We start from the raw sequence: 24,600 nt of genomic DNA, 5'->3' as shown, positions 1-24,600 counted from the left end.
GTTCAGGCGTTTTCCATGGACAGCAGCAAAAACTGGCGTGAAGACCTTTACGTCATGATTTTCCAGAGCGACACCAAGGCGGGTCGGCGCTTCGACGGCATTTTGCTGTTGATCATCCTCGCCAGCCTGGTGATCGTGATGCTCGACAGCATCGACAGCATTCACAAGAACTACGCCGACGTACTCGCCTACATCGAATGGGGCTTCACCGTCATTTTCCTCGGCGAATACATCCTGCGGCTGTATTGCTCGCCCAAACCGCTGCGCTATGCCTTCAGCTTCTACGGGCTAGTGGATTTGCTGGCGATCGTGCCCGGCATCCTCGCGCTGTATTACGCCGATGCGCAGTACCTGCTGATTATCCGGATCATCCGGATGCTGCGGATTTTCCGTGTGCTCAAGCTCAGCCCTTACCTCAAGCAAGCCAATTACCTGATGTCTGCGTTGCGCGGCAGCAAGCAGAAGATCGTGGTGTTTCTGGTCAGTGTCTGCACGCTGGTGACGGTGTTCGGCACATTGATGTACGTGATCGAAGGCCCGGAGCATGGCTTCACCAGCATCCCCAAAGGCATCTACTGGGCCATCGTGACCCTGACCACCGTGGGCTTCGGTGACATCGTGCCGAAAACGCCTTTGGGCCAGGTGATTTCGTCGCTGGTGATGATCACCGGTTACTCGATCATCGCTGTGCCGACCGGTATTTTCACCGCCGAACTGGCCAACGCGATGCGTGGCGAACAGCTGCAACACGATTGCCCGGTCTGCCGTAAAGGCAATCACGAACACGGCGCGGCCTTCTGCTCGCGCTGCGGCAATGCATTGTTCAAGAAAATGGAATAAGCAAAGTGCTTTTTAATCTTTAAAGGCCTATGCCAGCCCGGCTATAGTCGCTGGCAAATTGCCTCACTTTTCAATAAAAACTCTGATGAACAAGGAATGCGCAGTGAAAAAAATCTTTGGCGCCTCACTTCTGGCCGCTGGCCTGGCACTGTCCAGCATGGCTCAGGCCGCACCGACCCTGCTCAACGTGTCCTACGACGTGATGCGCGATTTCTACAAGGACTACAACACTGCGTTCCAGAAGCACTGGCAAGCCGAGCACAACGAAAACATCACCCTGCAGATGTCTTTCGGCGGTTCCAGCAAACAGGCGCGTTCGGTCATCGACGGCCTGCCGGCTGACGTGATCACCATGAACATGGCCACCGACATCAACGCCCTGGCGGACAACGGCAAACTGATCCCGGACAACTGGGTCACCCGTCTGCCGAACAACAGCGCGCCATTTACCTCGGCCACCGTGTTCATCGTCCGCAAAGGCAACCCGAAAGCCCTGAAAGACTGGCCGGACCTGCTCAAGGATGGCGTGCAAGTGATCGTGCCGAACCCGAAGACCTCGGGTAACGGTCGCTACACCTACCTGTCAGCCTGGGGCTATGTGCTGAAAAACGGCGGCGACGAAAACAAGGCGAAAGACTTCGTCGGCAAGCTGTTCAAACAAGCACCGGTGCTGGACACCGGTGGCCGCGCCGCGACCACTACTTTCATGACCAACCAGATCGGCGACGTGCTGGTGACCTTCGAAAACGAAGCGGAAATGATCGCCCGCGAGTTCGGCCGCGATCAGTTCGAAGTGATCTACCCAAGCGTCTCCGCCGAAGCCGAGCCGCCGGTATCGGTAGTCGACAAAACAGTCGACAAGAAAGGCACCCGTGCCGCCGCAGAGGAATACCTGAAGTATCTGTGGTCGCCGGAAGGCCAGGAAATCGCCGCTGCCAACTACCTGCGTCCGCGTGATCCGGCGGTGCTGGCCAAATACACCGACCGTTTCCCGAAAGTCGACTTCCTGTCGGTTGAGAAAACCTTCGGCGACTGGCGCACCGTGCAGAAAACCCACTTCAATGATGGCGGGATTTTCGATCAGATTTATGCGCAGTAAAGGCTGAGAAAACGTCCATTTCTGTAGGAGCCGGCGTGCTGGCGATTTCGATGGGTCCGGCGACATCAGTGTCGACCGTTCGACCGCAATCGCCGGCAAGCCGGCTCCTACAGGTTTAACGACCGCCGCTAGCCCAAATTTCCGCAAAAAATATCCTGGTTTCCGTCCGCCGGGCTTTCACGCACAACCAGCGAATAGCCGCCCGCTCGAAGCGTCTCGTAGGCGACCGGTGCGCTTTTCCAGAAATACTGGTGCGACGCCGCTGAATAGAACCGTGCATTCGGACCGTCGTTCATGTCATACGCCGGTTTCGCACCCAGGCTCGCACAACTTCCCGAGTAGATATAAGCCTGCAAACGCCCCGGCAGCGCACTGCCCATGCTTTCGCCGCTGACTGCGAACCAGAACACCGTTGCGTTACCGTCAGACATCATGATGGGCCGGGCAATTTTCCCGGCATTGATGGAAGTAGCGTTCAGGGGAACGTTGGTGACCTGACGATCAGGCACCGTCGAGCACCCAGAGATCGACCCAACCGCTACCACCAACGCCAGCGAAGATACGATTTTCATCGTGATACTCCCGCTTGAAAGGACGCGTTGAAGTGATCCCCCTGTTGATTCTAGTTGTCAGGCCAATGTGGGCATTTCTTCGGATGGCCGGTCAGGACGGCAAACACCAATTCGGCGGTGTCACGCCTTCCAATGAAGAGAGAACATAAGCACGCTATCGAACAAGATGTAAGTGAATGTATCATCGGACTCTGAAGTCCTGACGCAACGGCCCTCGGCCGACGGCACGCACGTTCGTCACTCATTCCGCAATGGAATGACTGCTATCACTCCAATCCCACTTCCGCCGTTTCAGTCAGCCCTTTAGCCTGCGCGCATTCCCATCTGTTCAGCGAGACACGTTATGAACCCAGCAACCCAAGTGCCCCACGGCACCGCGACAATGACCCGAGGCATGGTGATGCTGTTCGCCTTTTGCTGCGGCGCCATCGTGGCCAACATCTACTACGCGCAACCGATCATCGGTTTGATCGCGCCTGACATTGGCCTGACCAACACCATGGCCAGCCTGATCGTTTCACTGACCCAAATCGGCTACGCGTTGGGTCTGTTCTTCCTGGTGCCCCTGGGGGACTTGCTGGAGAACCGGCGGCTGATGATCATCACCACACTGGTGGCGATTGCCAGCCTGCTCGGCGCGGCTTTCACTGATCAGCCGAATGTGTTTTTGCTGATTTCGTTGCTGGTGGGTTTTAGCTCGGTGTCGGTGCAAATCCTGATTCCGCTGGCGGCACACCTGGCACCGGAAGAGTCACGCGGTCGAGTGGTCGGCGGGATCATGGGCGGTTTGCTGTTGGGGATTCTGCTGGCGCGGCCGGTGTCCAGCGTCATCGCCGACCACTTCGGCTGGCGCGCGATGTTTGTGATTGCGGCAGTGTTGATGGCGGCCATCAGCATCGTGCTGGCCCTGACGATTCCCAAGCGCCAGCCTGATCACAGCGCTTCTTATGGACAGTTGCTGGGTTCGCTCTGGACCTTGTTGCGTAAACAACCGGTCCTGCGTCAGCGCGCGTTTTACCAGGGTTGCATGTTCGCCACGTTCAGCCTGTTCTGGACCGCCGTGCCGCTGGAACTGGCGCGCAATCACGGCTTGTCACAATCGCAGATCGCCATTTTCGCGCTGGTCGGGGCCATCGGTGCCATCGCCGCGCCCATCGCCGGGCGACTGGCGGATGCCGGCCACACGCGCGTCGCTTCGTTGCTGGCCCTGCTGTTCGCCAGCCTGAGCTTCCTGCCGGCGTTCATCCATCCGGCCTACAGCGTCATCGGCCTGGCGGTGACCGGCGTGGTGCTCGATTTCTGCGTGCAGATGAACATGGTTCTCGGCCAACGCGCGGTCTACGCCCTCGACGCCAAAAGCCGCAGCCGCCTGAATGCGTTGTACATGACCAGTATCTTCATCGGCGGCGCGTTCGGCTCGTCGGTGGCCAGTGCGGTGTATGAACACGGTGGCTGGTTGTGGATTGTGATCGTGGGCAGTGCGTTCCCGCTGTTGGCGCTGTTGCGGTTTTTGACTGTTTCAGAGAAGCCTTCATTGGCGACGGCATAACAAGCCAAAAAGCATCGCGAGCAGGCTCGCTGCCACAGGTTTATACGAACCTTGTGGGAGCGAGCCTGCTCGCGAAGGCGGTTGAGCCGACAAGACTCAGTGTCGAACCAGCTTCTCCATCGCCGCATCCGCCAGAAAAGACGAACGGCTTTTGACGTTGTGCTCGCGAACATAACGGTCGATACGCTGGATCACATAACCAGGCAACGTCACGTTGACCTTTTCGGTCTTGCCCATATAGGGCGAGATGTCGATTTCCAGCATGCCCCAGCCCATCCCGATGAAATCAGGATTGCCGAGATGTTCAGCCGTCGATGTTGGCATCGGAATATCCCGACCTTCGGCGGCAATTTCCTGCAGCAATATGTGGGCAATTTCCACAGCGGCGTTATAGGCATCTTCAAACGTATCCCCAGCGGTCGCCGCACCAGGAATATCGGGGATCTGAATACCGATGGCGGTGTTCTCGTCGCCCCACTCGATACAGATGGGATATTGCATTATGGATCTCCTGCGTAACTGGCGGGCGGGCAAAACAGCCCGGCTCGCCTCCTGATGCTCATGACCGTCCCGATCGGTAAATCCTTTTTCGGATGGGGGACGGGAATCGTGTGTGGGTTGTATCGGTGAGCGAAGATGTGATGACTGCCCGTGATTCGATCCAGCACCCAACCAGCCTCTTCCAGCTCCTTGATCAATAGCCTGCTCTGCACCAACAGCCTCCTTGCCTCGGTCAAACAAAAGTAACCCTAGAGTTATCTTTACTCAAGCACAGAAACGCCGATCACGACGTCCGGTTGTTTTACAGAGTGTGATCCGTTGCGCCAGGATCAGCCCGGATTACACTCAGGCTCCCGGCTCACAGCATCAAATCGATAACAATCAAACTTGCACAGGGATCTACGATGGACCGCCTCGCCGCAATGGAAACCTTCGTCTACGTGGTAGAAACCGGTTCGTTTTCCGCTGCCGCCCGACGCCTGGATATCGGCCAGCCCGCCGTTTCGAAAGCCATCGCGCAACTGGAGGCGCGGCTTGCGGTGCGACTACTCCTGCGCTCGACCCGTGGCCTGACCCCCACCGAAGCCGGCCTGGCTTTTTTCGAACGGGCCAAACGCGCCATCGAAGAATCTGACGAGGCTGACAATGCCGCTCGCGGCGCCGCCAGCGGCCTGAGCGGCAACCTGCGCATCTGCGCCGCCGTGACCTTCGGCCGGCTGCACATCGTGCCGCACCTGGGTCCGTTCCTCGAACAGAACCCGCAACTGAACATCGACCTGATGCTTGATGATCGCAACATCAATCTCGTCGAAGAAGGCGTCGACCTTGCTCTGCGTCTGGGCGCCCTGAGTGACTCAGGCCTCACCGCGCGCAAGATTGCCGAGTGCCGGCGCGTAGTACTCGGTACTCCCGCTTACTTTGCCAAACATGGCGAACCCACCTGCCCCACTGATTTGAGCACGCATCAGGCAATCATCTACAGCCTGGGCGGCAGCGCCAATGGGCCGTTCAAGAAGGCCGATGAAGAACAGCCCGTGATCATCAACGGCCGCATCCGCGTCAGCGCGGCCGAGGGTCTGCGTGCGGCCGTACTCACCCACCAAGGACTGGCCTTGGCGTCGGAGTGGATGTTTGCGCCAGAACTTGCAGACGGTACTGTCAGGGAAGTAATGCCGGATTGGACGTTGCCGGATCAAGACCTGTGGGCCGTGTTTCCCACCGGCAGAATGGCCAGCGCCAAGGCTCGGGCGTTTGTGGAGTATGTGCAGGGATTGCTGACGAAACAGGTTTGAAGGGTGCGATGTTTTTGGCGTTAAACCACACCCCCATCAACCCCCACGCGGACATTACCCGGCAGCGCGCCGCGATGCTCCATCAACCAAGCATCCAGCGTATGCCCGACATGCGTTAACACCGCCGAAGCCGGTTTCAACTCGTCAATGCACTGCAACGCCTGGTTCAGGTCGTTGTGATTTCGTGGAGCCTGTGGCTGCGGGGGCATGGAGCAATCGAGCACCAGCACATCCAGCGGCTGACGTTGCAAAAACTCCGTGGTGGCCGGTGGCAGGCCAACGGTGTCGGTCAGGTAAGCAATGCGCCGCCCTTCGCCTTCCAGCAAATAGCCAAGGGTGGGTTTGGAGTGCAGCAGAGGCAGCGCCGTCACGCTCAGGCTGCCGAAGGATCGGGTTTCGAAGGCCTCGAAAGGCTGGCTGAAATCGAGGATGCCGGGATGTTTGTAGAGGTCAGCCAACCCTTCCGGGTCCACTGGCCCGTGCACCGGAATCACCAGTCCATGGCCCCAGCGCAGGTGCAACAACCCCTGGGCATGATCGGCGTGGTAGTGAGTCTGGAAGATGCCGTTGAAGCTGCGCGGCGGGAAGCGTTCGGTGAGGTCTGGCAAGCCGCTGTCGATCAACCAGCGCTGATCGCCACATTCGATCAGCGCGCAGCACGGCAGTCGGCGCCAGCGGTCATCGGCGCGTGCCCGAACGCAGGCCGGGCATTCGCAACCGTAGACCGGCACCTGTCGGGCGTCACCAGTGCCCAGCAGCGTCAGGCGCATGCGGCTGGCTCTTGCATGCAGGCCAGCAGGCGCTCGACCGTACGTTCGATGGGGCCGGAGTTGTCGAGCAAATGCACATCCGAATTGTCAGCCAGCAGACTTTCACTGAAACGCGCGTTGCGCGCCAATCGCTGATCAATCTCCGCGACGGACTCACGACCGCGCGCAAACAAGCGCTGACGCAACACCACTTGGTCCACGGTGAGCAACAACACCAGCACGTGCGGGTAGCGCTCGCGGGTTTGCGCCAAATGCCCGCGCGAACCGTTGACCAACACATCCTGCCCCGCCGCCAGCCAGTCATCGATTTCCCGCGGGATGCCATACGCCAATCCGTTGGCGTGCCAGCTCAGGGCAAATGCGCCCTGAGCCTCCATCTCGGCAAACAGCTCCGGGCTGACGCCTTGCGCCGCTTCACCTACCGCTTCCGGTGAACGGGTGATGACCCGCCGCACGATGCGGCAGCCACGCTCAGCCAACCGCGTTCGCGCAGCATCGAGCAGGCTGTCCTTGCCCGAACCTGAAGGCCCGATGAGATAGATCAACCTGCCCGCCATCAAAACACCCTCTTTGCTTGTCGCCAGACTTGTTGGACCACCGGCAGGCCGTCCAGGCTCCGCGCTTGCAGCAGATCAGCACGCAAGCCCGATGCAATTTCACCACGATCACTCAACCCGGCGGCTTTGGCCGGCGCCAGGCTGACCATGCGCACCGATTCGGCCAGGCCGATCCGGTTGTTCTGCGTTGCCAGTGCAAACGCCGCTTGTAGCAGACTCGCCGGATAGTAGTCACTGGAAAGGATGTCCAGCAGCCCTTGTGCCGCCAAGTCAGCGGCGGCCACGTTACCCGAGTGCGAACCACCGCGCACGATGTTCGGAGCGCCCATCAACACCTTCATGCCCTGCACACGGCAACCACGCGCCGCCTCGACGGTGGTCGGGAATTCGGCGATGGTCATGCCGTAGCGCGCCGATTCCTCGACGTGTGCCAGGGTCGCGTCGTCATGGCTGGCCACCGACAAGCCGCGCCCCAGGCAATGCTCGACAATCGCCGCGCGGTAGCGGTCGCTGTATTCCCGGGAATTGGCCATTTGCAAGGTAATGAATTCATCCATCTGGGTGGTGGTCAGGTGATATTTGCCCATGTAGTACTCACGGTACTTGGACTCCAGCACGAATTGGCGCTGACCCGGCGAATGGTCCATCACCGACACCAGTTGCACCAACGGATGCTCCACCAGATCGCGGAACACACTCAGGGTGTCCGGGTGGCACAGTTCACAGCGCAAGTGCAGACGGTGCTCGGCGCGGGTCAGCCCGGCGTCGGAGGCGCTGGAGATCGCTTCCAGCATCGCCGGCAATTTCTGCATGCGATTGCCTTTGGGGTTTACGTCGCCGATGGACACCGCGTCGAACACCGTGGTGATGCCCGCCGCAATGATCTGCGCATCGTGGCTGAGCACCGCCGAACGCGACGGCCAGTCCACGCCGGGGCGCGGGGTCATGTGTTTTTCCAGGTTGTCGGTGTGCAGCTCGACCAGGCCAGGCAGCAGGTAATCGCCGTTGAGGTCCTGGGCCTGGGGCAAGCGGCTCGGGCCTTCGGCGACGTCCGCGATCAAGCCGTCACGCAGCACTACGGTGCCGTAGAACACGCGGTCAGCGGTGACCAGTTGGGCATTGCTGAGGATCTGTTCAACGGGCATCGGCGTATTCCTCTTGGCTTGCAACGGCAGGCGTCATGTCGAGATGGCGGTCGGCAACCGCTTCACGGGCGACGCGGTCGTGGAAAATGCCGATCAGCGCGGCACCCGCTTCTTTGGCTTCGTTCATCAGTTCCAGCACCACCTGACGGTTGTTGTCGTCCAGCGAAGCCGTCGGTTCGTCGAGCAGCATCACTGGCCACGCGACCATAAAGCCGCGGGCGATGTTGACCCGTTGCTGTTCGCCCCCGGAGAAGGTTCCGGGCGCCAGTTGCCACAGGCGTTGCGGAATGTTCAGGCGCGTGAGCAGCAATTCGGCGCGCGATTGCGCCAGGTGTCTCGACCAGCCACGGGCCAGCGCCGGCTCCATGACCACATCGAGACAGGCCACTCGCGGAATCACCCGCAGGAACTGGCTGACGTATCCGAGGGTGCGTTGACGCACCTGAAGAATGTCCCGAGGCTCGGCGCCCACCAGCTCCAGCCATTGCCCGTCGTGCTGCACGCGGATGCTGCCGCCCGCCGGCAGATAGTTGCCATACAAGGTGCGCAGCAAAGTGCTTTTGCCGGCGCCGGATTGGCCGTGCAGCACCAGGCATTCGCCGCCCGCCACACTGAAATCCACGCCGCGCAGCACATTGAGGACCACGCCGTTCTGTTGATGCAGGGTGAAGGTTTTCGAGAGGTCACGGACCTCGATCAAGGTATTCATCGCTCGGTTTCCACAGTTGGACGGGGCTTCACGGCTGCAACACCGAAGACACCAGCAGTTGCGAATAAGGGTGCTGCGGATCGTCGAGGATCTGGTCGGTCAGGCCGGTTTCCACCACTCGCGAACGACGCATCACCATCAACCGATCTGCCAGCAGACGCGCCACCGCCAGGTCGTGGGTGACGATCACCACCGCCAGGTCCAGCTCACGCACCAAGCCGCGCAGCAGATCGAGCAAGCGCGCCTGCACCGAGACATCGAGGCCACCGGTCGGCTCGTCCATGAACACCAGCCGCGGACTCGACACCAGGTTGCGGGCTATTTGCAGGCGTTGCTGCATGCCGCCGGAGAAGGTACGGGGCAAGTCGTCGATGCGCTGTGGATCGATTTCCACCTGGCTCAGCCAGTCGATCCCCGCCCCGCGCAGTTGCTGGTAATTGCGCACACCCTGGGCCATCAGGCGCTCGCCGATGTTGGCCCCGGCGGAAACGCCCATGCGCAAGCCATCACGCGGGTTCTGTTCGACGAAGCCCCATTCGGTGCGCAGCAAGGTACGGCGTTCAGCTTCGCTGGCGCTGTACAGGTCCAGCCATTGACCCTGTTTATCGCGATAACTGATGCGGCCGTTTTGCGGCGGCAGGCGTCCGCTGAGCAACGAGAGCAAGGTCGATTTACCCGAGCCGGACTCGCCGACAATGCCCAAAACCTCGCCGGGATACAGATCGAAACTGACGCCCTGACAGCCCTTCTCAGGTCCATACAACAGCGACAAATCACGCACTTGCAACAAAGGTTCGGTGGACACGGACAGATCGTTTTTCAGCGCCTGGTTCATTGGCCCTGCTCCTGCTGGCTGACGCGCTGGGCGCAGTAATAAGTGTCGGAACAGACGAAGCTCTGGGTGCCGGCATCGTCGAGAATCAGCTCGTCGAGGAACGATTCACGGCTACCGCAAATGGCGCAGCACTCGTCCCACTTTTGCGCTTCGAAGGGGTGATCCTCGAAGTCGAGGCTGGTGACTCGGGTAAACGGCGGCACCGCATACAGACGCTTTTCACGACCGGCGCCGAACAGCATCAGCGCCGGGCTCATGTCGAGCTTCGGGTTGTCGAATTTCGGGATCGGCGACGGGTCCATCACGTAGCGTTCGTCGACCATCACCGGGTAGGCGTAGGCCGTGGCGATGTGGCCGAAAGTGGCGATGTCTTCGTAGAGTTTGACGTGCATGACCCCGTAATCATTGAGGGCGTGCATGGTCCGGGTCTCGGTTTCCGACGGTTCGATGAAGCGCAGCGGCTCGGGAATCGGCACTTGGTAAACCATGATCTGATCGGCGTGCAGCGGCGTTTCCGGGATGCGGTGACGCGTCTGGATCACTGTCGCGTCCGGGGTGCATTCCGTGGTCGCAACACCGGCAGTGCGAGCGAAGAAGCGGCGGATCGATACAGCGTTGGTAGTGTCGTCCGCGCCTTGGTCGATGACCTTGAGCACATCGTCATCGCCGAGAATCGCCGCGGTCAGTTGCATGCCACCGGTGCCCCAGCCGTAAGGCAGCGGCATCTCGCGCCCACCAAACGGCACCTGATAACCGGGGACCGCCACGGCCTTGAGCAAGGCGCGACGGATCATGCGTTTGGTTTGTTCATCAAGGTAGGCGAAGTTGTACGCCGCGTCGCGCACGGGTGCCTGCTTCAGGTCATTCATGATTGCTGCCCTCGGCAGGTTTGCGCAGTTTGCGGATCAACTCCAGCTCGGCCTGGAAATCCACGTAGTGAGGTAATTTCAGGTGCGAAACAAACCCGGCGGCCTCGACGTTATCGCAGTGCATCAGCACGAATTCTTCCTGCTGCGCCGGGGATTCGATCTCTTCGTTGAACTCCTCGGCGCGCAACGCACGGTCGACCAGCGCCATGCCCATGGCCTTGCGCTCGGCATGACCGAAAGCCAGACCGTAGCCGCGAGTGAACTGCGCCAGTTCGGTGGCCGAGCCGACGAACTGGTTGACCATCTCGCACTCGGTGACTTCGATGCTGCCCAGGTTGATTGGGAAACCCAGCTCTTCAGGCTCGATCCATACCTCGACTTCACCGATGCGGATTTCCCCGGCGAACGGGTGGTTGCGCCCGTAACCGCGCTGGGTCGAATAGCCGAGCGCCAACAAGAAACCTTCATCGCCACGGGCCAGCGCTTGCAGGCGCTCGGCGCGGCTGGCGGGCAGTTCCAGCGGATCGCGGGTGATGTCCGCTACGGTTTCATTGTTGTCCGACTCATTCTTGATCAAGCCTTCCTGGGCCAGCAAACCGAGGACGCGCGGGCACGGTTCGAGGCGTGCGCTCGCGGTTGTTTGCGGTCCCGGATATTCACCTTCGGCGAGCAAGGCAAAATCCAGCAGGCGATGGGTGTAATCGAAGGTTGGCCCCAGCAGTTGCCCGCCCGGTACATCCTTGAAGGTCGCCGACAAGCGCCGACTGAGCAGCATGTTCGAAGTGTCGATCGGCAGGCTTGGGCTGAAGCGCGGCAACGTGGTGCGGTAGGCGCGCAGCAGGAAGATCGCTTCCACCAGATCGCCCGCCGCTTGCTTGATCGCCAGCGCGGCCAGCTCTTCGTCGTACAGCGAGCCTTCGCTCATGACCCGCGCCACGGCGAGCGGCAGTTGCTGACGGATCTGCTCAACGCTCAGTTCAGTGACCGAGGTGTCGCCCCGGCGTTTTTTCGCCAGCAGACGGTGGGCGTTGTCGATGGCCTGTTCGCCACCCTTGACGGCTACGTACATCAGGCACGCTCCTCTGCGATGCGGGTGCTGCGCGGCAAACCGATCAGGTCTTGGCCGGCAGCAAAAAACAGGTCCAGGCCCCGGGGAAATTCGTTGCGGCGTTCACGTTCGCGCCAGAAGCCATCGGCCACCGGCAACGCCACGCCGTGTTCGGTTTCGATCCCCGGTCCGCGCCACTTCAACCCTGCCCCGCCGTCGAGGCCTGGCAGCTGAACCAGCAAGGTGCAGGACTGATCGGGGTAGCGGTCGTTGCCATGGTCAAAGCCGCTGAGGTCAAGCAGATCATTGGCGGCGAGCAACGCAAATCGCGCGTCCTCTCGCTTGGCGGTGAGCGGGCAACCGCAATGGAACGACAGGTTGGCGCGGATCAACGGCGTGTCGAAGGACGGCGCCAGCCACAGCGGCGTGTCGACATCCAACAACGCCAGGCACAGTGCGTAAGTGGCCGGTTCCAACCCTTCGAGACTGGGGGTGGACTGCAAGGTCTGGATCGAACCGGGGCCGGCCAGGGCCTTGAGTGCCGCACGAAAACCGCGCTGGGCGTCCAGTACCGGATCGGCGAACGCCGGTTGCAACAGCTGTGCGCTCATCAGTTCTCTCCTCGCACGAGGGTGAAGAATTCGACTTTGGTGGCGGCGGTTTCCGCCTCTTTCTGCGCCCTGCGTTCGGACTGCGCGTGCGCCAGCGGCGTGATCATTTCCGCCAACCAATGACGCTGTTGCGCGCCCTGCAAATGCGCGTCGGCCAGGGCGGCCAGTTCGGCGTGGACCTTGTCGCGCCCCGCCAGATAGCTGTATCCGGTACGGCCGTCGGCCAGGCGCACCACGCAACGGGTCACGCTCATTTCACCGACGTTGAACGGCGCACCGTTGCCGCCCATTCGGCCGCGAACCAGGGTCATGCCGATTTCCGGGGCGCGGATCAGTTGGTATTCGATGTCGCGCAGTGCGTCTTCGAAGGGGTGCAATTCACTGCGACGAGCGCGGGCCAGCACGCCGATCCAGTGCTGCCGTTCGGTGTGAGGAACAGGGTTTTGCATTGCGTTCTCCATCAGGTGACGACCTGGTACTGGAAGCGATCCGAACGGCTGGTGGACTGGGCCAGCTCCACCGCACGGCCGTCGCGATCGCGGGAAAGGGTGTACACACTCAGCGCCGGCAAGTGCCGGGGCATCATCAGCAGCGCGGCTTCTTCGCGGTTGGGCAAACGGGCGCCGATCAGGCTCTGGGTGCGGGTCAGTGGCAAGTCGCGTTCACGGAGGTATTGGCGCAAAGACCCACCGTTGTAGTCCGCCAACAACGGCGCATGGCTGGCGCAGTAGCGATGGCGGATCAGGCTGACCGGTTGGCCATCGAGCTTGCGCAAAGTCTGCAATTCGATCATCGGTGCCATCTCGGCGATGCCCAAATGCTGCGCTTCTTCACGGCTGGCGAAGCAGTAGCGACGCTTGAGCAACACCGCCTCGACGCCCAACCCTTGGGCCGACAGTGACTGGCTGTAGGCACTGTCGGCAGCCATTGGGTAAATCAACGGACGCTCCAGCACTTGCGTGCCCTTGCCCTGACGGCGCAACAGGCTGCCTTCGAACACCAACTCATCGATGGCGCGGCGCAAGGTGTGGCGGTTGACGCCGAAGCGTTCGGCCAGCTGCACTTCAGCCGGCAGGAAGTCCCCGGCGCGAAAGCCAGCCAATTCCCGACGCAGGATGTCGGCCAGTTCGCGGTACACCGGTTCATCTTGTCTAGACAACTGCATGCTTTAAAAAAAGCGCCCGTGGGCACCCCTCCGAAAATCAGATGAACCGCTTGCGCAGGCGTTGCGAGAGGATGTCGATCAGGCTGACGACGACGATGATCACCAGCAGCACGGCGCAGGTCTGTACGAACTGGAAAGCGCGGATGTTTTCCCACAGGATCACGCCGATCCCGCCGGCACCGACCATTCCCACCACCGTTGCCGAGCGCACATTGGCCTCGAAGCGGTACAGCGCGTACGAAACCCACAACGGCATCACTTGCGGGATCACGCCGTAGATCACTTCTTGCAAGGCACTGGCGCCGGTGGCGCGAACGCCTTCGACCGGACCTGGATCAATCGCCTCGACCGCTTCGGCGAACAGCTTGGCGAGCACGCCGGTGGTGCTGATCCACAGCGCCAGTACCCCGGCGAACGGACCCAGGCCGACTGCCACCACGAACAACATGGCGAAGACCATTTCGTTGATCGAACGGAACGCGTCCATCACCCGGCGCAGTGGTTGGTGAATCCACCAAGGGGTGATGTTTTCCGAGCAGAGAATGCCCAGCGGCACCGAGCAGACAATGGCCAGCACCGTGCCCCACAGGGCGATTTGTAAAGTGACGATCATTTCCTTGAGGTACGAGCGCCATTCATGGAAGTCCGGCGGGAAGAAATCGGCAGCGAAGGTCGCCATGTTTCCCGAATCGCGGTAGAGCGCCATCGGATTCATTTCGGCGCCGTGCCAGGCCCAGGCCAGCAAGACCAGGAACAGGCCCCAACCGGCGTATCGCGGCCAGGATTGTTTGCCGACGGCTTCAGCGTGGAGAGTGGTCATGAGGTTTCTCTTAAGAAGCGTTCGAAGAAGCGATGCACATCGTCATGGCGGATACAAAACCCTGTAGGAGCAAGCTTGCTCGCGATGGCGGCGTGACAGGCTGCATCAATGTCGACTGACACTCAGTCATCGCGAGCAAGCTTGCTCCTACAGTTACTGCGGCATGGATCAACCGGCGTTGGCGGTCTTCTTTTCGCTCTTCTCAAGCAAACTGATGCGCTCTTGCAGCTTGGCCAGCTCGGCATCGATGTCGGCCAGTTTCTTGGCCTTGTCCGCCGCTTCAAGCTTGGTGTCGGCGTTGATCGTGGTGCGTTGCTTGAACAGCTCAAGCTGACGGATCGGCAACAACTGGTCGTCGCTGGACTTCAGGAACTTGCCTAACTGCATGCCGGCGAGCACGGCTTTCTCGGAATCGGTGTCGCCGTAGCTGAAGATGAAATCGCGGATTTTCTGCTTCTCGCTGTCGCTCAAGGCCTTGCTCCACACCAGCGGGTCGGCGGGGATCAGCGGCGACTTCCAGATCACTTTCAGCAGCGCAGCTTTATCCGGCTGGGTCACTTCCAGGCGATCCCAGCTTTCGGTGTTGAAGGTCGCCACGTCCAGTTGGCCCTTGGCCACGCTCAACGCGTTGACCTCATGACTGGAGTTGAGGGTGCGCTTGAACGCAGTGGCGGCATCGACGTGGTTCTTGGCGAACACGTAATAGCCCGGCACCAGATAGCCCGAGGTGGAGTTCGGGTCGCCGTTGCCGAAGGTCAGGTTCTTGGCGTTTTTCAGCATGTCTTCAACGGAGTTGATCGGGCTGTCCTTGCGCGCGATCAACACGCTCCAGTAACCGGCAGCGCCGCTGGCGGCAGCAGTCTGGGCGAAAATTTCGCCGTTGGAACGATCCACCGCTTCGATCGCCGCCTTGTTGCCGAGCCACGCGACATCGACCTTGTTGAAGCGCATGCCCTGGATCAGGCCGGCATAGTCGGAGGCAAACGTGGCGTTGATCTTCAGGCCGGTCTGCTTTTGCATGTCATCCAGAAACGGCTGCCAGATGCTCTTGAGATTCTGCGAGGACTCGGTGGACATGATGCCGAAGTTGATGGCTTTTTCTTCAGCCTGGGCGGTGCCCATGACGCAACTGGCGAGCAGTGCTGCACCAGCAAAAACGCGACCGATACGGTTCAACATGGAAAGGCTTCCTGAGGGTGAACGGTTGGGGAATTCGAGAGTTATCACGCGCGCGCCATCACCAGCCGTGGCGTGGTTTCGACCGGGCGAAGCTGGTCGGAACACATCAGGCTGGTGTCGATGTCGGCACCATACAAATCGTTGAGGAACTGCCCGCTGAGCTCGGCGGCGCGGCCATCGAAATGGATACGCCCGCCCTTGAGCGCCACGGCGCGCGGGCAATAGCGGGTGGCGTAATCGACTTGATGCAGGGTCACCACCACGGTCTTGCCGTCGCGGCGGTTGATGTCGGCGAGGATTTCCATGACCTTGCGCGCCGATTCCGGGTCGAGGGAGGCGATCGGCTCATCCGCCAGAATCACCTCGGCACGCTGGGTCAAGGCGCGGGCAATCGCCACGCGTTGCTGCTGTCCGCCGGACAGGGTCGAAGCGCGCTGCGCCGCCAGATCAGCCAGGCCGACGCGGTCCAGAGACTGCATGGCGAATTGTTTTTCTTCGGCATTGAACAAGCTCAAATTGCCACGCCAGCGCGGCATGCGGCCCAGGCAACCGAGCAGCACGTTGTCGAGCACGCTCAGGCGATTGACCAGGTTGAACTGCTGAAAGATGTAGCCGATGTCGGCGCGCAGGCGCCGCACCTTGCCATTGAGCCGCCCGCTCGCCTGCACTTCCCGCCCCAGCACCTTGACGCTGCCGCCGTTGTTTTTATCGCAACAGGCCAAGCCCGCGAGGTGGCGCAACAAGGTGGATTTGCCTGAGCCGGACGCGCCGATCAGCGCGACCATCTCACCGGCCGCGATGGTCAGGTCGAGGTCGACCAGTGCGGTTTTACGCGCAAAGGTCTTGTTCAGGTGATCGACATGGATAGCTGCGTTCATGGGCTTCTCTGTCTGGTTGAACAGCCGTCCGTGGCTGTATTTGAGTTCAACAGACTTTAGGCACCGGGCATGTCAGCCCTATGACTCGCACATGTCGCTGGATTAACTATTTGATGAAGGTTTTGTGAAAGGTTGAGCGGGTCAGTCGCCCAGTTGGTCTTTGTTTGCGCAGCCCTTTCATCACCTGAGATCCCTGTAGGATCCGGCCTGCCAGCGATGGCGGCCTTAAAGCCGAGCAATTTCCTCCTGATATACGCGTTCCTCTGTAGGAGCTGGCCTGTCAGCGATGACGGCCGTCCAGGCGTTCAATGCGTCGACTGACACACCGCTATCGCTGGCAAGCCAGCTCCTACAGAGGTTGGGGGAGATACATGAAAATCTGGTCGGCTGTCAGGCCGCCATGGCTGGCAGATGCCGTGTATCTAAACCCAGAACGCCCTGAGATTAAGGGCGTAACGGGCTAACAACTGTAGGAGCAAGGCGACAGGTACCTTGACACGTACCGGTTTGAAAAAAGTGAGTCGCCGTAAGGGCGGAACCTTAAGCCGCCGTTACCGCAGAAATGGATATGCACTCCGTCCAAGTACCCGGTCGGCTATAGCCAGCTCCTACAGGCGAGCCCGACATTTTTTCGCACGCACAAAAAAGGCGACCCCGAAGGTCGCCTTTTGCATCACTGCCCGAACTGCCGTCCCAATCCACCCGGCACTCCGTGGATATCCGTCTCTTCCCACGGCCCTTTCGGACTGATCGACCGGCTCCAGCCATTATCCCAACGGTAATACGTGCGCTGGCGATAGAACGTGTTCGGCTGGTCATCCAGCACATACACACCCAACTTCGCATCCCAGTGACTATTCCCTCCCGGCGGCGGCGCAAAACTCGCGGAAGTGCGAGGCAACGGTTTAGCGGGTTTGGTCGGAGTAGTCGGTTTGCTCGGTACCGTCGAAGGCGCTGGTTTGGTGCTCGGCTGCGACGGCGGAATCGGTGGCGGAGTTTGCTGCTCGGGAGGCCGTTGGACCGCACAAGCGCTCAGCCCCAAAACAACGCTGAGCAGGGTGATACGAGCGATGGAGGTCATAGTGGCGTTTCCTGTTATTTATCCGGGCTGTCGATGGTCAGTGTTTGCGGCGCGGTGGTGCTGCTGGCCAAGGGTTGGCTGCGACCGATCCACTCGCCCGCCGTCGGTTGGCCGGCGCGGGAGATGCGCGCAACCAGTTGGACTTCAGGGAAGTTCGACAGTTTCAACTGCGGCATCATTGCGTCGGCATCGCCCAGTTCAACCGTCGCCGGCAAGTCAGCCACGGTCAGGCGTTTGGCCGCCAGCGGCGCGGGTGGGCCGGAGGTGGCGCGGGCGAAGATGAACACGCTGTCGCCCGGCTGGACCTTGGCTTTCAAATCGGCCGCCAGATCCACCCGGACCTTGAGCAGCGCCGCCGGTTTGGTCACCGGTGCCGCGGCCACTTTGCCACCGCTGTCCACCAGTTTCTCGGTGGCGCGGGCAATGCCGCCCTGCAGCGCGACACGGGATTGGTCCTCGGGCGGCAGTTGCTCCAGCAGGCGATTCCAGTAGTCGATCGCTTGCTGATAACGCTGAGCTTCGAAGGCAGCAATACCCAGCAGGCCAAGGCTGGTGACTTCTTTAGGATCGGCTTTCAGCGCTTCGTCAGTCAGGGCCTGAACCTTGTCCGACCACTTCTTGCCATCGGCGAAATACTGGGCCTGTGCCCATTGGCCGAGCAGTTCCGGCTGACGACCGGCCAGATTCACGGTGCGCTCGAAGATCTTCGCCGCATCGGCAGGACGATCCTGGGTCATGTAGGTGCGACCGAGGAAGTACAGCGCCTCAGCGGAGTCCGGCTGCGCCGCGACCGCGCGCTCCAGACGCCGGGTCATTTCTTCCATCGACTGCGGCGCCTGGGAGAATTCCCGGGTCAGTTCGACTTTGTCGCTGGCCCCGAAATGCAGGTACAACGCCAAACCCAGCACCGGCACCAGAACTGCGGCCAGCAACGGTGCCGGTTTGCCCAGGCGCGACACCCGTGGCGCGGCAACGCCTTCGGTGTCGGCGAGCAATTCGCGGGCGGCTTCGGCCCGACCGGCATCCATCTGCGCGGCATCGAGAACGCCTTCTTCGCGCTGAACCTGCAACTCGGCCACGCGCTCCTGATACAGAGCCACGTTCAGGGCAGTACGATCCTCTTCGAGCTGGGCGCAACGGCTACGCAGAATGGGGATCAACAGAAAACTCAGGGCAACCAGTAGCAGCAGACCTGCAGCGAGCCAGAAATCAATCATTCTTGGTTTTTATCCAACAGTTGGTCGAGGCGCTCGCGCTCCTCGGCAGAAAGCGAGCCCGGGGTGTCGGTGCGTTGCGCGCGTCGACGGCGGACGATCACCGCGATGACCACAACACCGCCTAACAGCAGCCCGGCAGGACCGAACCAGAGCAACGCGGTTTTGGCGTTCAGAGCGGGTTTGTAGCGGACGAAATCACCGTAGCGATCCACCATGAAGTCGATGATCTGCTGGTTGTCCTTGCCCTCGCCCAACATGCGGAAAATCTCCTTACGCAGGTCGGCAGCAATCGGTGCGTTGGAATCGGCGATGTCCTGGTTCTGGCACTTGGGGCAACGCAGTTCTTTGGTCAGCTCGCGAAAACGCTCGCGATCGCCCTCCTTGGCGAACTCGTAGGTGTCGATGGCCGCGTGAGCCACGCCAGCCATGCTCAGTCCCAGGACAACAGCGGCGATCCAGCGCTTCATGGCTTGGCCTCGTCGACCAGCGCCTGATACTTGGCCGCCAGTTTTTCACGCCAGACTTGCTCGTCGATTACACCAACGAACTTGTCGCGGATGATGCCCTTGGCGTCGATGAAGAAGGTTTCCGGCGCACCGTACACACCGAGGTTCAGGCCCAGGGTGCCGGCATCGTCACGGATGTCCAGTTGATACGGGTTGTGGAATTCCGCCAGCCACTTCAAGGCATCGGCGTTGATGTCCTTGTAGTTGATGCCGTAAATCACCACGCCCTTCTCGGCCAGTTTGTTCAACACCGGGTGCTCGACCCGGCAGGAAATGCACCACGTACCCCAGACGTTAACCAGCGCCGGTTTGCCGACGATATCAGCGCGGGTCAGGGTCTTGTCGCCCTGCACTGCCGGCAGGGAAAATTCCGGGAACGGTTTGCCGATCATTGCCGAGGGCAACTCGGCCGGGTCCAGGTACAGGCCCCGGTAAAGGAAAACAGCGACCACCAGAAAAATCGCCAGTGGCAGCAGCATCAACCAACGTCTCATGCAGTCGCTCCAGACATGCCCAGTGCCTCACGCACGCGGCTTTTCACCTTGACCCGATAACGGCCATCCAATGCCGCCAGCAACCCGCCCAGACCGGTGAGCAACCCGCCGAACCAGATCCAGCGCACGAACGGCTTCACATGAACGCGCACAGCCCAGGCGCCATCGCCCAACGGCTCGCCGAGGGCGACATAGAGATCACGGGTGAAACCGGCGTCGATCCCGGCTTCGGTCATCACCGAGTTCTGCACGGTGTACAGACGTTTTTCAGGGTGCAGCACGCTGACTTCCTTGCCGTCGCGGATCACTCGCACGGTGCCCTTGTCGGAGGTGAAGTTCGGGCCTTCGAAGTGCTTGGCGCCTTCGAAGATGAACTGATAACCGCCCAGGGCCATGGATTCGCCCGGCGACAGGCGCAAGTCGCGCTCGGCGCTGTTCTGGCTCGACAGCACCACGCCGAGTGCGCAAACCGCGATGCCCAGGTGCGCCACCTGCATGCCCCAATAGCTGCGGGTCAGGGTCGGCAAACCTTTGATCAGGCCTTTGTGGCGAGTCTTGTCGAAAATGTCACGCACACCGGCCAGCAACACCCAGGCCGCCAGCATGAAAGTCGCCAGCACCGCCCAGTTGAAATCGCCGTACGCGACACCGGCCACCACCGCCAGCGCGGCGCTGCCGAGCAGCACCGGGGTCAGCATGCTCAGCAGCCATTTCACCGGCGTGTCTTTCCAGCGCACGATGACGCCGACTGCCATCACCATCATCAGCAATGCCATCAACGGAATGAACAGCGCGTTGAAGTACGGCGGGCCGACCGACAGCTTTGCGCCGGTCATTGCATCGAGAATCAACGGGTACAAAGTGCCGAGCAAGATCATCGAAGCCGCCACCACAAGCACTAGGTTGTTGCCCAGCAGCAGGGTTTCCCGGGACCAGAGGTTAAAGCCGACCTGGCTCTTGACCACCGGTGCGCGCAGCGCGAACAGCGTCAGCGAACCGCCGACCACAAACAGCAGGAAAATCAGGATGAACACACCGCGCTCGGGGTCGGACGCAAAGGCATGCACCGAGGTCAGCACGCCGGAACGTACGAGGAAGGTCCCCAGCAAACTCAACGAAAACGCGGCGATGGCCAGCAACACGGTCCAGCTCTTGAACACGCCACGTTTTTCCGTGACCGCCAACGAGTGAATCAACGCGGTGCCCACCAGCCACGGCATGAACGAGGCGTTTTCCACCGGGTCCCAGAACCACCAGCCGCCCCAGCCGAGTTCGTAGTAGGCCCACCAAGAACCGAGGGTGATGCCGATACCGAGGAACGCCCAGGCGACGATGGTCCACGGACGCGACCAACGTGCCCAAGCCGCATCAAGGCGACCGCCCATCAACGCGGCGATGGCAAACGCGAACGCCACCGAGAAACCGACGTAGCCCATGTACAGCATCGGCGGATGCACGATCAGGCCGATGTCTTGCAGCAGCGGATTGAGGTCGGCGCCATCACTGGGCACTTGCGGCAGGATGCGTTTGAACGGGTTCGACGTGAGGATCAGGAACAGCAGGAAACCGGTGCTGATCATGCCCATCACCGCCAGCACCCGCGCCAGCATCACTTGCGGCAATTGTCGGGAGAACACCGACACCGCAAAGGTCCAGCCGCCGAGGATCAAGGCCCACAGCAGCAACGAACCTTCGTGCGCGCCCCACACGGCGCTGAACTTGTAGTACCACGGCAAGGCGCTGTTGGAGTTGTTGGCCACATAAGCGACAGAGAAATCGTCGGCCATGAAGGCGTAGGTCAGGCAGCCGAAGGCGAACAGCAGGAAGGTGAACTGGCCCCACGCGGCCGGTTGCGCCAGGCTCATCCACAAGCGGTCGCCGCGCCAGGCACCGAGCAACGGCACCACGGCTTGTACCAGCGCAAAACACAGCGCCAGGATCATCGCCAAATGGCCCAACTCAGGAATAAAGATGCCGGAAGTCATGGATCAACCCTCCTTCGCGGGTGTTGGTGCGGATTGACCACTGTCTTTCAACGCTTTGGTCACTTCCGGTGGCATGTACTTTTCATCGTGCTTGGCTAGCACCTCGTCCGCCACCACCACGCCGTCGGCGTTGAGCTTGCCCAGGGCGACGATGCCCTGCCCTTCGCGGAACAGGTCCGGGAGGATGCCGCGATAGGTGATGGTCACGGATTTGTTGAAGTCGGTAACGACGAACTTCACGTCCAGGGAATCGCTGGAACGCTGCAGCGAACCCTTCTCGACCATGCCACCGGCGCGGATGCGTGTGTCTTGCGGCGCGTCACCGTTGGCGATCTGGGTCGGGGTGTAAAACAGATTGATATTTTGCTGCAGGGCGCTCAGGGCCAGGCCGACGGCAGCGCCGACCCCGACCAGAATCGCCAGAATGATGATAAGACGCTTTTTACGCAGGGGATTCACTTGCCGTTCTCCCGGCGCAGACGACGCGCCTCTTGTTGCAGATACCGCTTGCGGGCCAGGATCGGCGCCGCCACGTTGAGGGCCAGCACCGCCAGGCAGATGCCGTAGGCCGACCAGACATACAGGCCGTGATGGCCCATGGCGATGAAGTCGCCGAATGAAGCAAAACTCATCGAGCGACCTCCAGGCTGTTTTCCACTTCCGCTTTCACCCAGCTTGCCCGCGCTTCACGCTTGAGCACTTCAAGGCGCATGCGCAGCAGCAACACCGCGCCGAAGAAACAGTAGAAACCCAGCGCCGTCAGCAGCAATGGCAGCCACATTTCGGCAGGCATCGCCGGTTTTTCGGTGAGGGTAAAAGTCGCGCCCTGGTGCAGGGTGTTCCACCACTCCACCGAGTACTTGATGATCGGGATGTTGATCACGCCGACAATCGCCAGCACCGCGCAGGCCTTGGCCGCGCTGTCACGATTGCTGATGGCATTGCCCAATGCAATGAGACCGAAGTACAGGAACAGCAGAATCAGCATCGACGTCAGTCGGGCATCCCAGACCCACCACGAGCCCCAGGTCGGTTTGCCCCAGATCGCGCCAGTCACCAGCGCCACAGCGGTCATCCAGGCCCCGATGGGCGCCGCGCATTGCAGCGCCACATCGGCCAGTTTCATTTTCCACACCAGCCCGACGACGCCGCAGACGGCCAGCATCACGTAGATGGACTGCGCCAGCATGGCGGCCGGAACGTGGATATAAATGATGCGAAAGCTGTTGCCCTGCTGATAGTCCGGCGGCGCGAAGGCCAGGCCCCAGACCACGCCAACGGTGATCAGCAACAACGCAGCGATGCTTAGCCACGGCAGCATTTTGCCGCTGATGCCGTAAAACCATTTGGGTGAGCCGAGCTTATGAAACCAGGTCCAGTTCATTACTGTTTCCATCACGGTTGCTGTTCGCTATCACGAAGCAGCCAAAGGGTCTTTGCTGGTTAATAATTAACCAGACCTCATTATTCGCCGACGCTGATCTTCAGGCCAGCAGCTATTGCAAAGGGTGTCAGGGTTATCGCCAGGGCGGTCAGGCTACCAAGCCATAGCAGATAACCGGTCGCCGGCATGCCTTGCAAGGCGGCCTGCAAGGCGCCACTGCCAAGGATCAACACCGGGATGTACAACGGCAAAATCAGCAACGCCAGCAACAGGCCACCGCGCTTCAAACCGACCGTCAGGGCCGCGCCCACCGCACCGAGCAGGCTCAGCACCGGTGTACCCAGCAATAAAGAAAGCAGCAACACCGGCAGACAAGCGGCAGGCAAACCGAGCATCAACGCCAGCAAAGGTGCGAGTAAAACCAGTGCCAGGCCGGAGAAAGCCCAGTGTGCCAGCACCTTGGCTAAAACCAGAAGCGCCAGGGGGTGCGGCGAAAGGACCCACTGTTCCAGCGATCCGTCTTCGAAATCACTGCGGAAAAGCCCGTCCAGCGAGAGCAAAACCGATAAAAGGGCCGCCACCCAGACCAGTCCCGGAGACAAGGTTTGCAACAATTGAGACTCGGGACCGACCGCCAACGGGAACAGCGAAACCACGATGGCAAAGAAAACCAGCGGATTGGCCAATTCCGCAGGACGGCGGAACAATAGACGAGCCTCGCGGGCGACCAACAGGCCGAAAACACTCATACGGCCCATTTCCCCAAGTCGATGTCGCGATAGCTGGCCGGCATCCGGCTCAGTGTATGGTGCGTAGTCAAAACCACCATGCCGCCGCGTTCGCAATGAGTGGCCAGGTGTTCCTCAAGCTGCGCAACGCCTTGCTTGTCGAGGGCGGTGAACGGCTCGTCGAGAATCCATAGCGGCGGACTGTCCAGATACAACCGCGCCAGCGCCACGCGGCGTTGCTGACCGGCGGACAGTGTGTGACAGGGAACATCTTCGAAACCGCGTAAACCCACCGCCGCCAGAGCTTGCCAGATCGCCTCGTGAGAGGCCGGTTGATGCAGGGCGCAAAGCCAGCTCAAGTTCTCTTCCGGCGTCAGCAAATCCTTGATCCCGGCAGCATGGCCGATCCACAACAGATTGCGCGCCAACTCGGTACGCTGCTCGTGCAGCGACTGGCCGTTGAGCAACACTTGACCAGCGGTCGGTTGCATGAGCCCCGACAACAGGCGCAACAGACTGGTCTTTCCACTGCCGTTGGGGCCGCTGATCTGTACCATTTCGCCACTGGCCAGTCTCAAATCGAGATTTTCGAAAAGCAGCCGAAGATCTCGCTCACAGGCAAGGGCAACGGTTTGCAGGACTGGACTGGTCAAGGGTTCACGGGCCTTATACGGTTCAAGTCGGCTCTGGCGCGGCCGTTAAAGTGATGCAGAATAAATGTATTGGCAGCCCGAACTAGAGAGCTGGGTCAAATAATTGCAACGTT

General features: G+C 60.7%; 30 protein-coding genes. 4 read left to right on the top strand and 26 right to left on the bottom strand.

Going from position 1 to position 24,600, the window contains the following annotated elements:
* Positions 1-15 precede the first annotated feature (15 nt).
* Positions 16-840 carry an ion transporter gene (locus tag ABVN21_RS03435; RefSeq protein WP_339553885.1) on the top strand — a complete coding sequence of 275 codons (825 nt, stop codon included), beginning with the start codon at positions 16-18 and terminating at the stop codon, positions 838-840.
* A 103-nt stretch (positions 841-943) separates the two neighbouring features.
* Positions 944-1,939 carry a sulfate ABC transporter substrate-binding protein gene (locus ABVN21_RS03430; protein ID WP_339553886.1) on the top strand — a complete coding sequence of 332 codons (996 nt, stop codon included), beginning with the start codon at positions 944-946 and terminating at the stop codon, positions 1,937-1,939.
* Positions 1,940-2,067: 128 nt separating this feature from the next.
* Here ABVN21_RS03430 and ABVN21_RS03425 read toward each other — a convergent pair whose 3' ends face one another.
* Complete coding sequence (locus tag ABVN21_RS03425; RefSeq protein WP_339553887.1) at positions 2,068-2,511, bottom strand: hypothetical protein; 444 nt, start codon at positions 2,509-2,511, stop codon at positions 2,068-2,070.
* A gap of 343 nt (positions 2,512-2,854) precedes the next feature.
* On the opposite strand from ABVN21_RS03425, the gene ABVN21_RS03420 reads away from it, so the two are divergent.
* Positions 2,855-4,060 carry an MFS transporter gene (locus ABVN21_RS03420; protein WP_339553888.1) on the top strand — a complete coding sequence of 402 codons (1,206 nt, stop codon included), beginning with the start codon at positions 2,855-2,857 and terminating at the stop codon, positions 4,058-4,060.
* A gap of 96 nt (positions 4,061-4,156) precedes the next feature.
* Here the strand turns inward: ABVN21_RS03420 and ABVN21_RS03415 are convergent, their stop codons facing one another.
* Positions 4,157-4,561, bottom strand: coding sequence for a type II toxin-antitoxin system HicB family antitoxin (locus tag ABVN21_RS03415; RefSeq protein WP_339553889.1), 405 nt, complete (start codon positions 4,559-4,561; stop codon positions 4,157-4,159).
* Positions 4,561-4,773, bottom strand: a complete 213-nt coding sequence (locus ABVN21_RS03410; RefSeq protein ID WP_339553890.1) for a type II toxin-antitoxin system HicA family toxin — start codon at positions 4,771-4,773, stop codon at positions 4,561-4,563. The genes ABVN21_RS03415 and ABVN21_RS03410 overlap by 1 nt, the downstream gene beginning before the upstream one ends.
* 192 nt (positions 4,774-4,965) lie before the next feature.
* Between ABVN21_RS03410 and ABVN21_RS03405 the strand changes: the two genes are divergently transcribed.
* Positions 4,966-5,853, top strand: coding sequence for a LysR family transcriptional regulator (locus ABVN21_RS03405; protein WP_339553891.1), 888 nt, complete (start codon positions 4,966-4,968; stop codon positions 5,851-5,853).
* A gap of 20 nt (positions 5,854-5,873) precedes the next feature.
* On the opposite strand, the gene phnP is transcribed toward ABVN21_RS03405, so the two are convergent.
* The 23 genes from phnP to ccmA all read right to left on the bottom strand — a co-directional run bounded on the left by phnP (position 5,874) and on the right by ccmA (position 24,487).
* Positions 5,874-6,623, bottom strand: coding sequence for a phosphonate metabolism protein PhnP (gene phnP / locus ABVN21_RS03400; RefSeq protein ID WP_339553892.1), 750 nt, complete (start codon positions 6,621-6,623; stop codon positions 5,874-5,876).
* Complete coding sequence (phnN, locus tag ABVN21_RS03395; RefSeq protein ID WP_339553893.1) at positions 6,614-7,180, bottom strand: phosphonate metabolism protein/1,5-bisphosphokinase (PRPP-forming) PhnN; 567 nt, start codon at positions 7,178-7,180, stop codon at positions 6,614-6,616. Before phnN ends, phnP begins: the two co-directional genes overlap by 10 nt.
* Entirely contained in the window at positions 7,180-8,325 is a 1,146-nt protein-coding gene (locus tag ABVN21_RS03390; RefSeq protein WP_339553894.1) for an alpha-D-ribose 1-methylphosphonate 5-triphosphate diphosphatase, read from the bottom strand. Before ABVN21_RS03390 ends, phnN begins: the two co-directional genes overlap by 1 nt.
* Positions 8,315-9,034: a phosphonate C-P lyase system protein PhnL gene (phnL, locus tag ABVN21_RS03385; protein WP_339553895.1), complete on the bottom strand. Its 720-nt coding sequence runs from the start codon at positions 9,032-9,034 to the stop codon at positions 8,315-8,317. Before phnL ends, ABVN21_RS03390 begins: the two co-directional genes overlap by 11 nt.
* Positions 9,035-9,062: 28 nt before the next feature.
* Positions 9,063-9,869 (bottom strand): phosphonate C-P lyase system protein PhnK, encoded by an 807-nt coding sequence (phnK, locus tag ABVN21_RS03380; protein ID WP_339553896.1) that lies wholly within the window; start codon positions 9,867-9,869, stop codon positions 9,063-9,065.
* A complete protein-coding gene (locus ABVN21_RS03375) occupies positions 9,866-10,738 on the bottom strand; it encodes an alpha-D-ribose 1-methylphosphonate 5-phosphate C-P-lyase PhnJ (RefSeq protein ID WP_339553897.1) in 873 nt (290 codons plus the stop codon). Before ABVN21_RS03375 ends, phnK begins: the two co-directional genes overlap by 4 nt.
* The gene (locus ABVN21_RS03370; protein ID WP_339553898.1) at positions 10,731-11,807 is read right to left on the bottom strand and encodes a carbon-phosphorus lyase complex subunit PhnI; all 1,077 of its coding nucleotides are present in this window, start codon (positions 11,805-11,807) and stop codon (positions 10,731-10,733) included. The genes ABVN21_RS03375 and ABVN21_RS03370 overlap by 8 nt, the downstream gene beginning before the upstream one ends.
* On the bottom strand, positions 11,807-12,397 hold the full coding sequence (gene phnH / locus ABVN21_RS03365; protein ID WP_339553899.1) for a phosphonate C-P lyase system protein PhnH: 591 nt from the start codon (positions 12,395-12,397) through the stop codon (positions 11,807-11,809). The genes ABVN21_RS03370 and phnH overlap by 1 nt, the downstream gene beginning before the upstream one ends.
* A complete protein-coding gene (gene phnG, locus ABVN21_RS03360; RefSeq protein ID WP_339553900.1) occupies positions 12,397-12,846 on the bottom strand; it encodes a phosphonate C-P lyase system protein PhnG in 450 nt (149 codons plus the stop codon). Before phnG ends, phnH begins: the two co-directional genes overlap by 1 nt.
* An 11-nt stretch (positions 12,847-12,857) precedes the next feature.
* Positions 12,858-13,562, bottom strand: a complete 705-nt coding sequence (gene phnF / locus ABVN21_RS03355) for a phosphonate metabolism transcriptional regulator PhnF (protein WP_339553901.1) — start codon at positions 13,560-13,562, stop codon at positions 12,858-12,860.
* 37 nt (positions 13,563-13,599) lie between these two features.
* Positions 13,600-14,382 (bottom strand): phosphonate ABC transporter, permease protein PhnE, encoded by a 783-nt coding sequence (phnE, locus tag ABVN21_RS03350; protein WP_339553902.1) that lies wholly within the window; start codon positions 14,380-14,382, stop codon positions 13,600-13,602.
* A gap of 168 nt (positions 14,383-14,550) precedes the next feature.
* Positions 14,551-15,561 carry a phosphonate ABC transporter substrate-binding protein gene (phnD, locus tag ABVN21_RS03345; protein ID WP_339553903.1) on the bottom strand — a complete coding sequence of 337 codons (1,011 nt, stop codon included), beginning with the start codon at positions 15,559-15,561 and terminating at the stop codon, positions 14,551-14,553.
* 44 nt (positions 15,562-15,605) lie between these two features.
* Positions 15,606-16,439: a phosphonate ABC transporter ATP-binding protein gene (gene phnC / locus ABVN21_RS03340; protein ID WP_339553904.1), complete on the bottom strand. Its 834-nt coding sequence runs from the start codon at positions 16,437-16,439 to the stop codon at positions 15,606-15,608.
* Positions 16,440-17,112: 673 nt separating this feature from the next.
* Positions 17,113-17,520 carry a hypothetical protein gene (locus tag ABVN21_RS03335; RefSeq protein WP_339553905.1) on the bottom strand — a complete coding sequence of 136 codons (408 nt, stop codon included), beginning with the start codon at positions 17,518-17,520 and terminating at the stop codon, positions 17,113-17,115.
* Between the two features lie 14 nt (positions 17,521-17,534).
* On the bottom strand, positions 17,535-18,737 hold the full coding sequence (ccmI, locus tag ABVN21_RS03330; protein ID WP_339553906.1) for a c-type cytochrome biogenesis protein CcmI: 1,203 nt from the start codon (positions 18,735-18,737) through the stop codon (positions 17,535-17,537).
* On the bottom strand, positions 18,734-19,204 hold the full coding sequence (locus ABVN21_RS03325; RefSeq protein ID WP_339553907.1) for a cytochrome c-type biogenesis protein: 471 nt from the start codon (positions 19,202-19,204) through the stop codon (positions 18,734-18,736). Before ABVN21_RS03325 ends, ccmI begins: the two co-directional genes overlap by 4 nt.
* Positions 19,201-19,737 (bottom strand): DsbE family thiol:disulfide interchange protein, encoded by a 537-nt coding sequence (locus ABVN21_RS03320; RefSeq protein ID WP_034146308.1) that lies wholly within the window; start codon positions 19,735-19,737, stop codon positions 19,201-19,203. The genes ABVN21_RS03325 and ABVN21_RS03320 overlap by 4 nt, the downstream gene beginning before the upstream one ends.
* Complete coding sequence (locus ABVN21_RS03315; RefSeq protein WP_339553908.1) at positions 19,734-21,722, bottom strand: heme lyase CcmF/NrfE family subunit; 1,989 nt, start codon at positions 21,720-21,722, stop codon at positions 19,734-19,736. Before ABVN21_RS03315 ends, ABVN21_RS03320 begins: the two co-directional genes overlap by 4 nt.
* 3 nt (positions 21,723-21,725) lie before the next feature.
* Positions 21,726-22,181 (bottom strand): cytochrome c maturation protein CcmE, encoded by a 456-nt coding sequence (ccmE, locus tag ABVN21_RS03310; protein WP_339553909.1) that lies wholly within the window; start codon positions 22,179-22,181, stop codon positions 21,726-21,728.
* On the bottom strand, positions 22,178-22,354 hold the full coding sequence (ccmD, locus tag ABVN21_RS03305; protein ID WP_007980758.1) for a heme exporter protein CcmD: 177 nt from the start codon (positions 22,352-22,354) through the stop codon (positions 22,178-22,180). The genes ccmE and ccmD overlap by 4 nt, the downstream gene beginning before the upstream one ends.
* Positions 22,351-23,106 (bottom strand): heme ABC transporter permease, encoded by a 756-nt coding sequence (locus ABVN21_RS03300; RefSeq protein ID WP_339553910.1) that lies wholly within the window; start codon positions 23,104-23,106, stop codon positions 22,351-22,353. Before ABVN21_RS03300 ends, ccmD begins: the two co-directional genes overlap by 4 nt.
* 80 nt (positions 23,107-23,186) lie before the next feature.
* Positions 23,187-23,855 (bottom strand): heme exporter protein CcmB, encoded by a 669-nt coding sequence (gene ccmB / locus ABVN21_RS03295; RefSeq protein WP_007980754.1) that lies wholly within the window; start codon positions 23,853-23,855, stop codon positions 23,187-23,189.
* The gene (gene ccmA, locus ABVN21_RS03290) at positions 23,852-24,487 is read right to left on the bottom strand and encodes a cytochrome c biogenesis heme-transporting ATPase CcmA (protein WP_339553911.1); all 636 of its coding nucleotides are present in this window, start codon (positions 24,485-24,487) and stop codon (positions 23,852-23,854) included. The genes ccmB and ccmA overlap by 4 nt, the downstream gene beginning before the upstream one ends.
* Positions 24,488-24,600: the final 113 nt, after the last annotated feature.

Source organism: Pseudomonas sp. MYb327, from assembly GCF_040438925.1.
In the GTDB taxonomy this organism is placed as follows: Bacteria; Pseudomonadota; Gammaproteobacteria; order Pseudomonadales; family Pseudomonadaceae; genus Aquipseudomonas.
Note: the sequence above shows the minus strand (reverse complement) of the source record. Positions and strands in the feature narration are given on the sequence as shown.

What these genes read in the sequence shown, in the direction of transcription:
- ABVN21_RS03425 (WP_339553887.1), bottom strand. Translation starts at nt 2,511, where the DNA reads ATGAAAATCGTATCTTCGCTGGCGTTGGTGGTAGCGGTTGGGTCGATC.
- ABVN21_RS03420 (WP_339553888.1), top strand. Translation starts at nt 2,855, where the DNA reads ATGAACCCAGCAACCCAAGTGCCCCACGGCACCGCGACAATGACCCGA.
- ccmB (WP_007980754.1), bottom strand. Translation starts at nt 23,855, where the DNA reads ATGAGTGTTTTCGGCCTGTTGGTCGCCCGCGAGGCTCGTCTATTGTTC.
- phnH (WP_339553899.1), bottom strand. Translation starts at nt 12,397, where the DNA reads ATGAGCGCACAGCTGTTGCAACCGGCGTTCGCCGATCCGGTACTGGAC.
- phnF (WP_339553901.1), bottom strand. Translation starts at nt 13,562, where the DNA reads ATGCAGTTGTCTAGACAAGATGAACCGGTGTACCGCGAACTGGCCGAC.
- ABVN21_RS03405 (WP_339553891.1), top strand. Translation starts at nt 4,966, where the DNA reads ATGGACCGCCTCGCCGCAATGGAAACCTTCGTCTACGTGGTAGAAACC.
- ABVN21_RS03415 (WP_339553889.1), bottom strand. Translation starts at nt 4,561, where the DNA reads ATGCAATATCCCATCTGTATCGAGTGGGGCGACGAGAACACCGCCATC.
- ABVN21_RS03335 (WP_339553905.1), bottom strand. Translation starts at nt 17,520, where the DNA reads ATGACCTCCATCGCTCGTATCACCCTGCTCAGCGTTGTTTTGGGGCTG.
- ABVN21_RS03370 (WP_339553898.1), bottom strand. Translation starts at nt 11,807, where the DNA reads ATGTACGTAGCCGTCAAGGGTGGCGAACAGGCCATCGACAACGCCCAC.
- ABVN21_RS03375 (WP_339553897.1), bottom strand. Translation starts at nt 10,738, where the DNA reads ATGAATGACCTGAAGCAGGCACCCGTGCGCGACGCGGCGTACAACTTC.
- phnN (WP_339553893.1), bottom strand. Translation starts at nt 7,180, where the DNA reads ATGGCGGGCAGGTTGATCTATCTCATCGGGCCTTCAGGTTCGGGCAAG.
- phnD (WP_339553903.1), bottom strand. Translation starts at nt 15,561, where the DNA reads ATGTTGAACCGTATCGGTCGCGTTTTTGCTGGTGCAGCACTGCTCGCC.
- phnK (WP_339553896.1), bottom strand. Translation starts at nt 9,869, where the DNA reads ATGAACCAGGCGCTGAAAAACGATCTGTCCGTGTCCACCGAACCTTTG.
- ABVN21_RS03325 (WP_339553907.1), bottom strand. Translation starts at nt 19,204, where the DNA reads ATGAAGCGCTGGATCGCCGCTGTTGTCCTGGGACTGAGCATGGCTGGC.
- phnC (WP_339553904.1), bottom strand. Translation starts at nt 16,439, where the DNA reads ATGAACGCAGCTATCCATGTCGATCACCTGAACAAGACCTTTGCGCGT.
- phnP (WP_339553892.1), bottom strand. Translation starts at nt 6,623, where the DNA reads ATGCGCCTGACGCTGCTGGGCACTGGTGACGCCCGACAGGTGCCGGTC.
- ccmI (WP_339553906.1), bottom strand. Translation starts at nt 18,737, where the DNA reads ATGATTGATTTCTGGCTCGCTGCAGGTCTGCTGCTACTGGTTGCCCTG.
- ABVN21_RS03315 (WP_339553908.1), bottom strand. Translation starts at nt 21,722, where the DNA reads ATGACTTCCGGCATCTTTATTCCTGAGTTGGGCCATTTGGCGATGATC.
- ABVN21_RS03435 (WP_339553885.1), top strand. Translation starts at nt 16, where the DNA reads ATGGACAGCAGCAAAAACTGGCGTGAAGACCTTTACGTCATGATTTTC.
- ABVN21_RS03390 (WP_339553894.1), bottom strand. Translation starts at nt 8,325, where the DNA reads ATGCCCGTTGAACAGATCCTCAGCAATGCCCAACTGGTCACCGCTGAC.
- phnE (WP_339553902.1), bottom strand. Translation starts at nt 14,382, where the DNA reads ATGACCACTCTCCACGCTGAAGCCGTCGGCAAACAATCCTGGCCGCGA.
- ABVN21_RS03320 (WP_034146308.1), bottom strand. Translation starts at nt 19,737, where the DNA reads ATGAGACGTTGGTTGATGCTGCTGCCACTGGCGATTTTTCTGGTGGTC.
- phnG (WP_339553900.1), bottom strand. Translation starts at nt 12,846, where the DNA reads ATGCAAAACCCTGTTCCTCACACCGAACGGCAGCACTGGATCGGCGTG.
- ccmD (WP_007980758.1), bottom strand. Translation starts at nt 22,354, where the DNA reads ATGAGTTTTGCTTCATTCGGCGACTTCATCGCCATGGGCCATCACGGC.
- ABVN21_RS03300 (WP_339553910.1), bottom strand. Translation starts at nt 23,106, where the DNA reads ATGAACTGGACCTGGTTTCATAAGCTCGGCTCACCCAAATGGTTTTAC.
- phnL (WP_339553895.1), bottom strand. Translation starts at nt 9,034, where the DNA reads ATGAATACCTTGATCGAGGTCCGTGACCTCTCGAAAACCTTCACCCTG.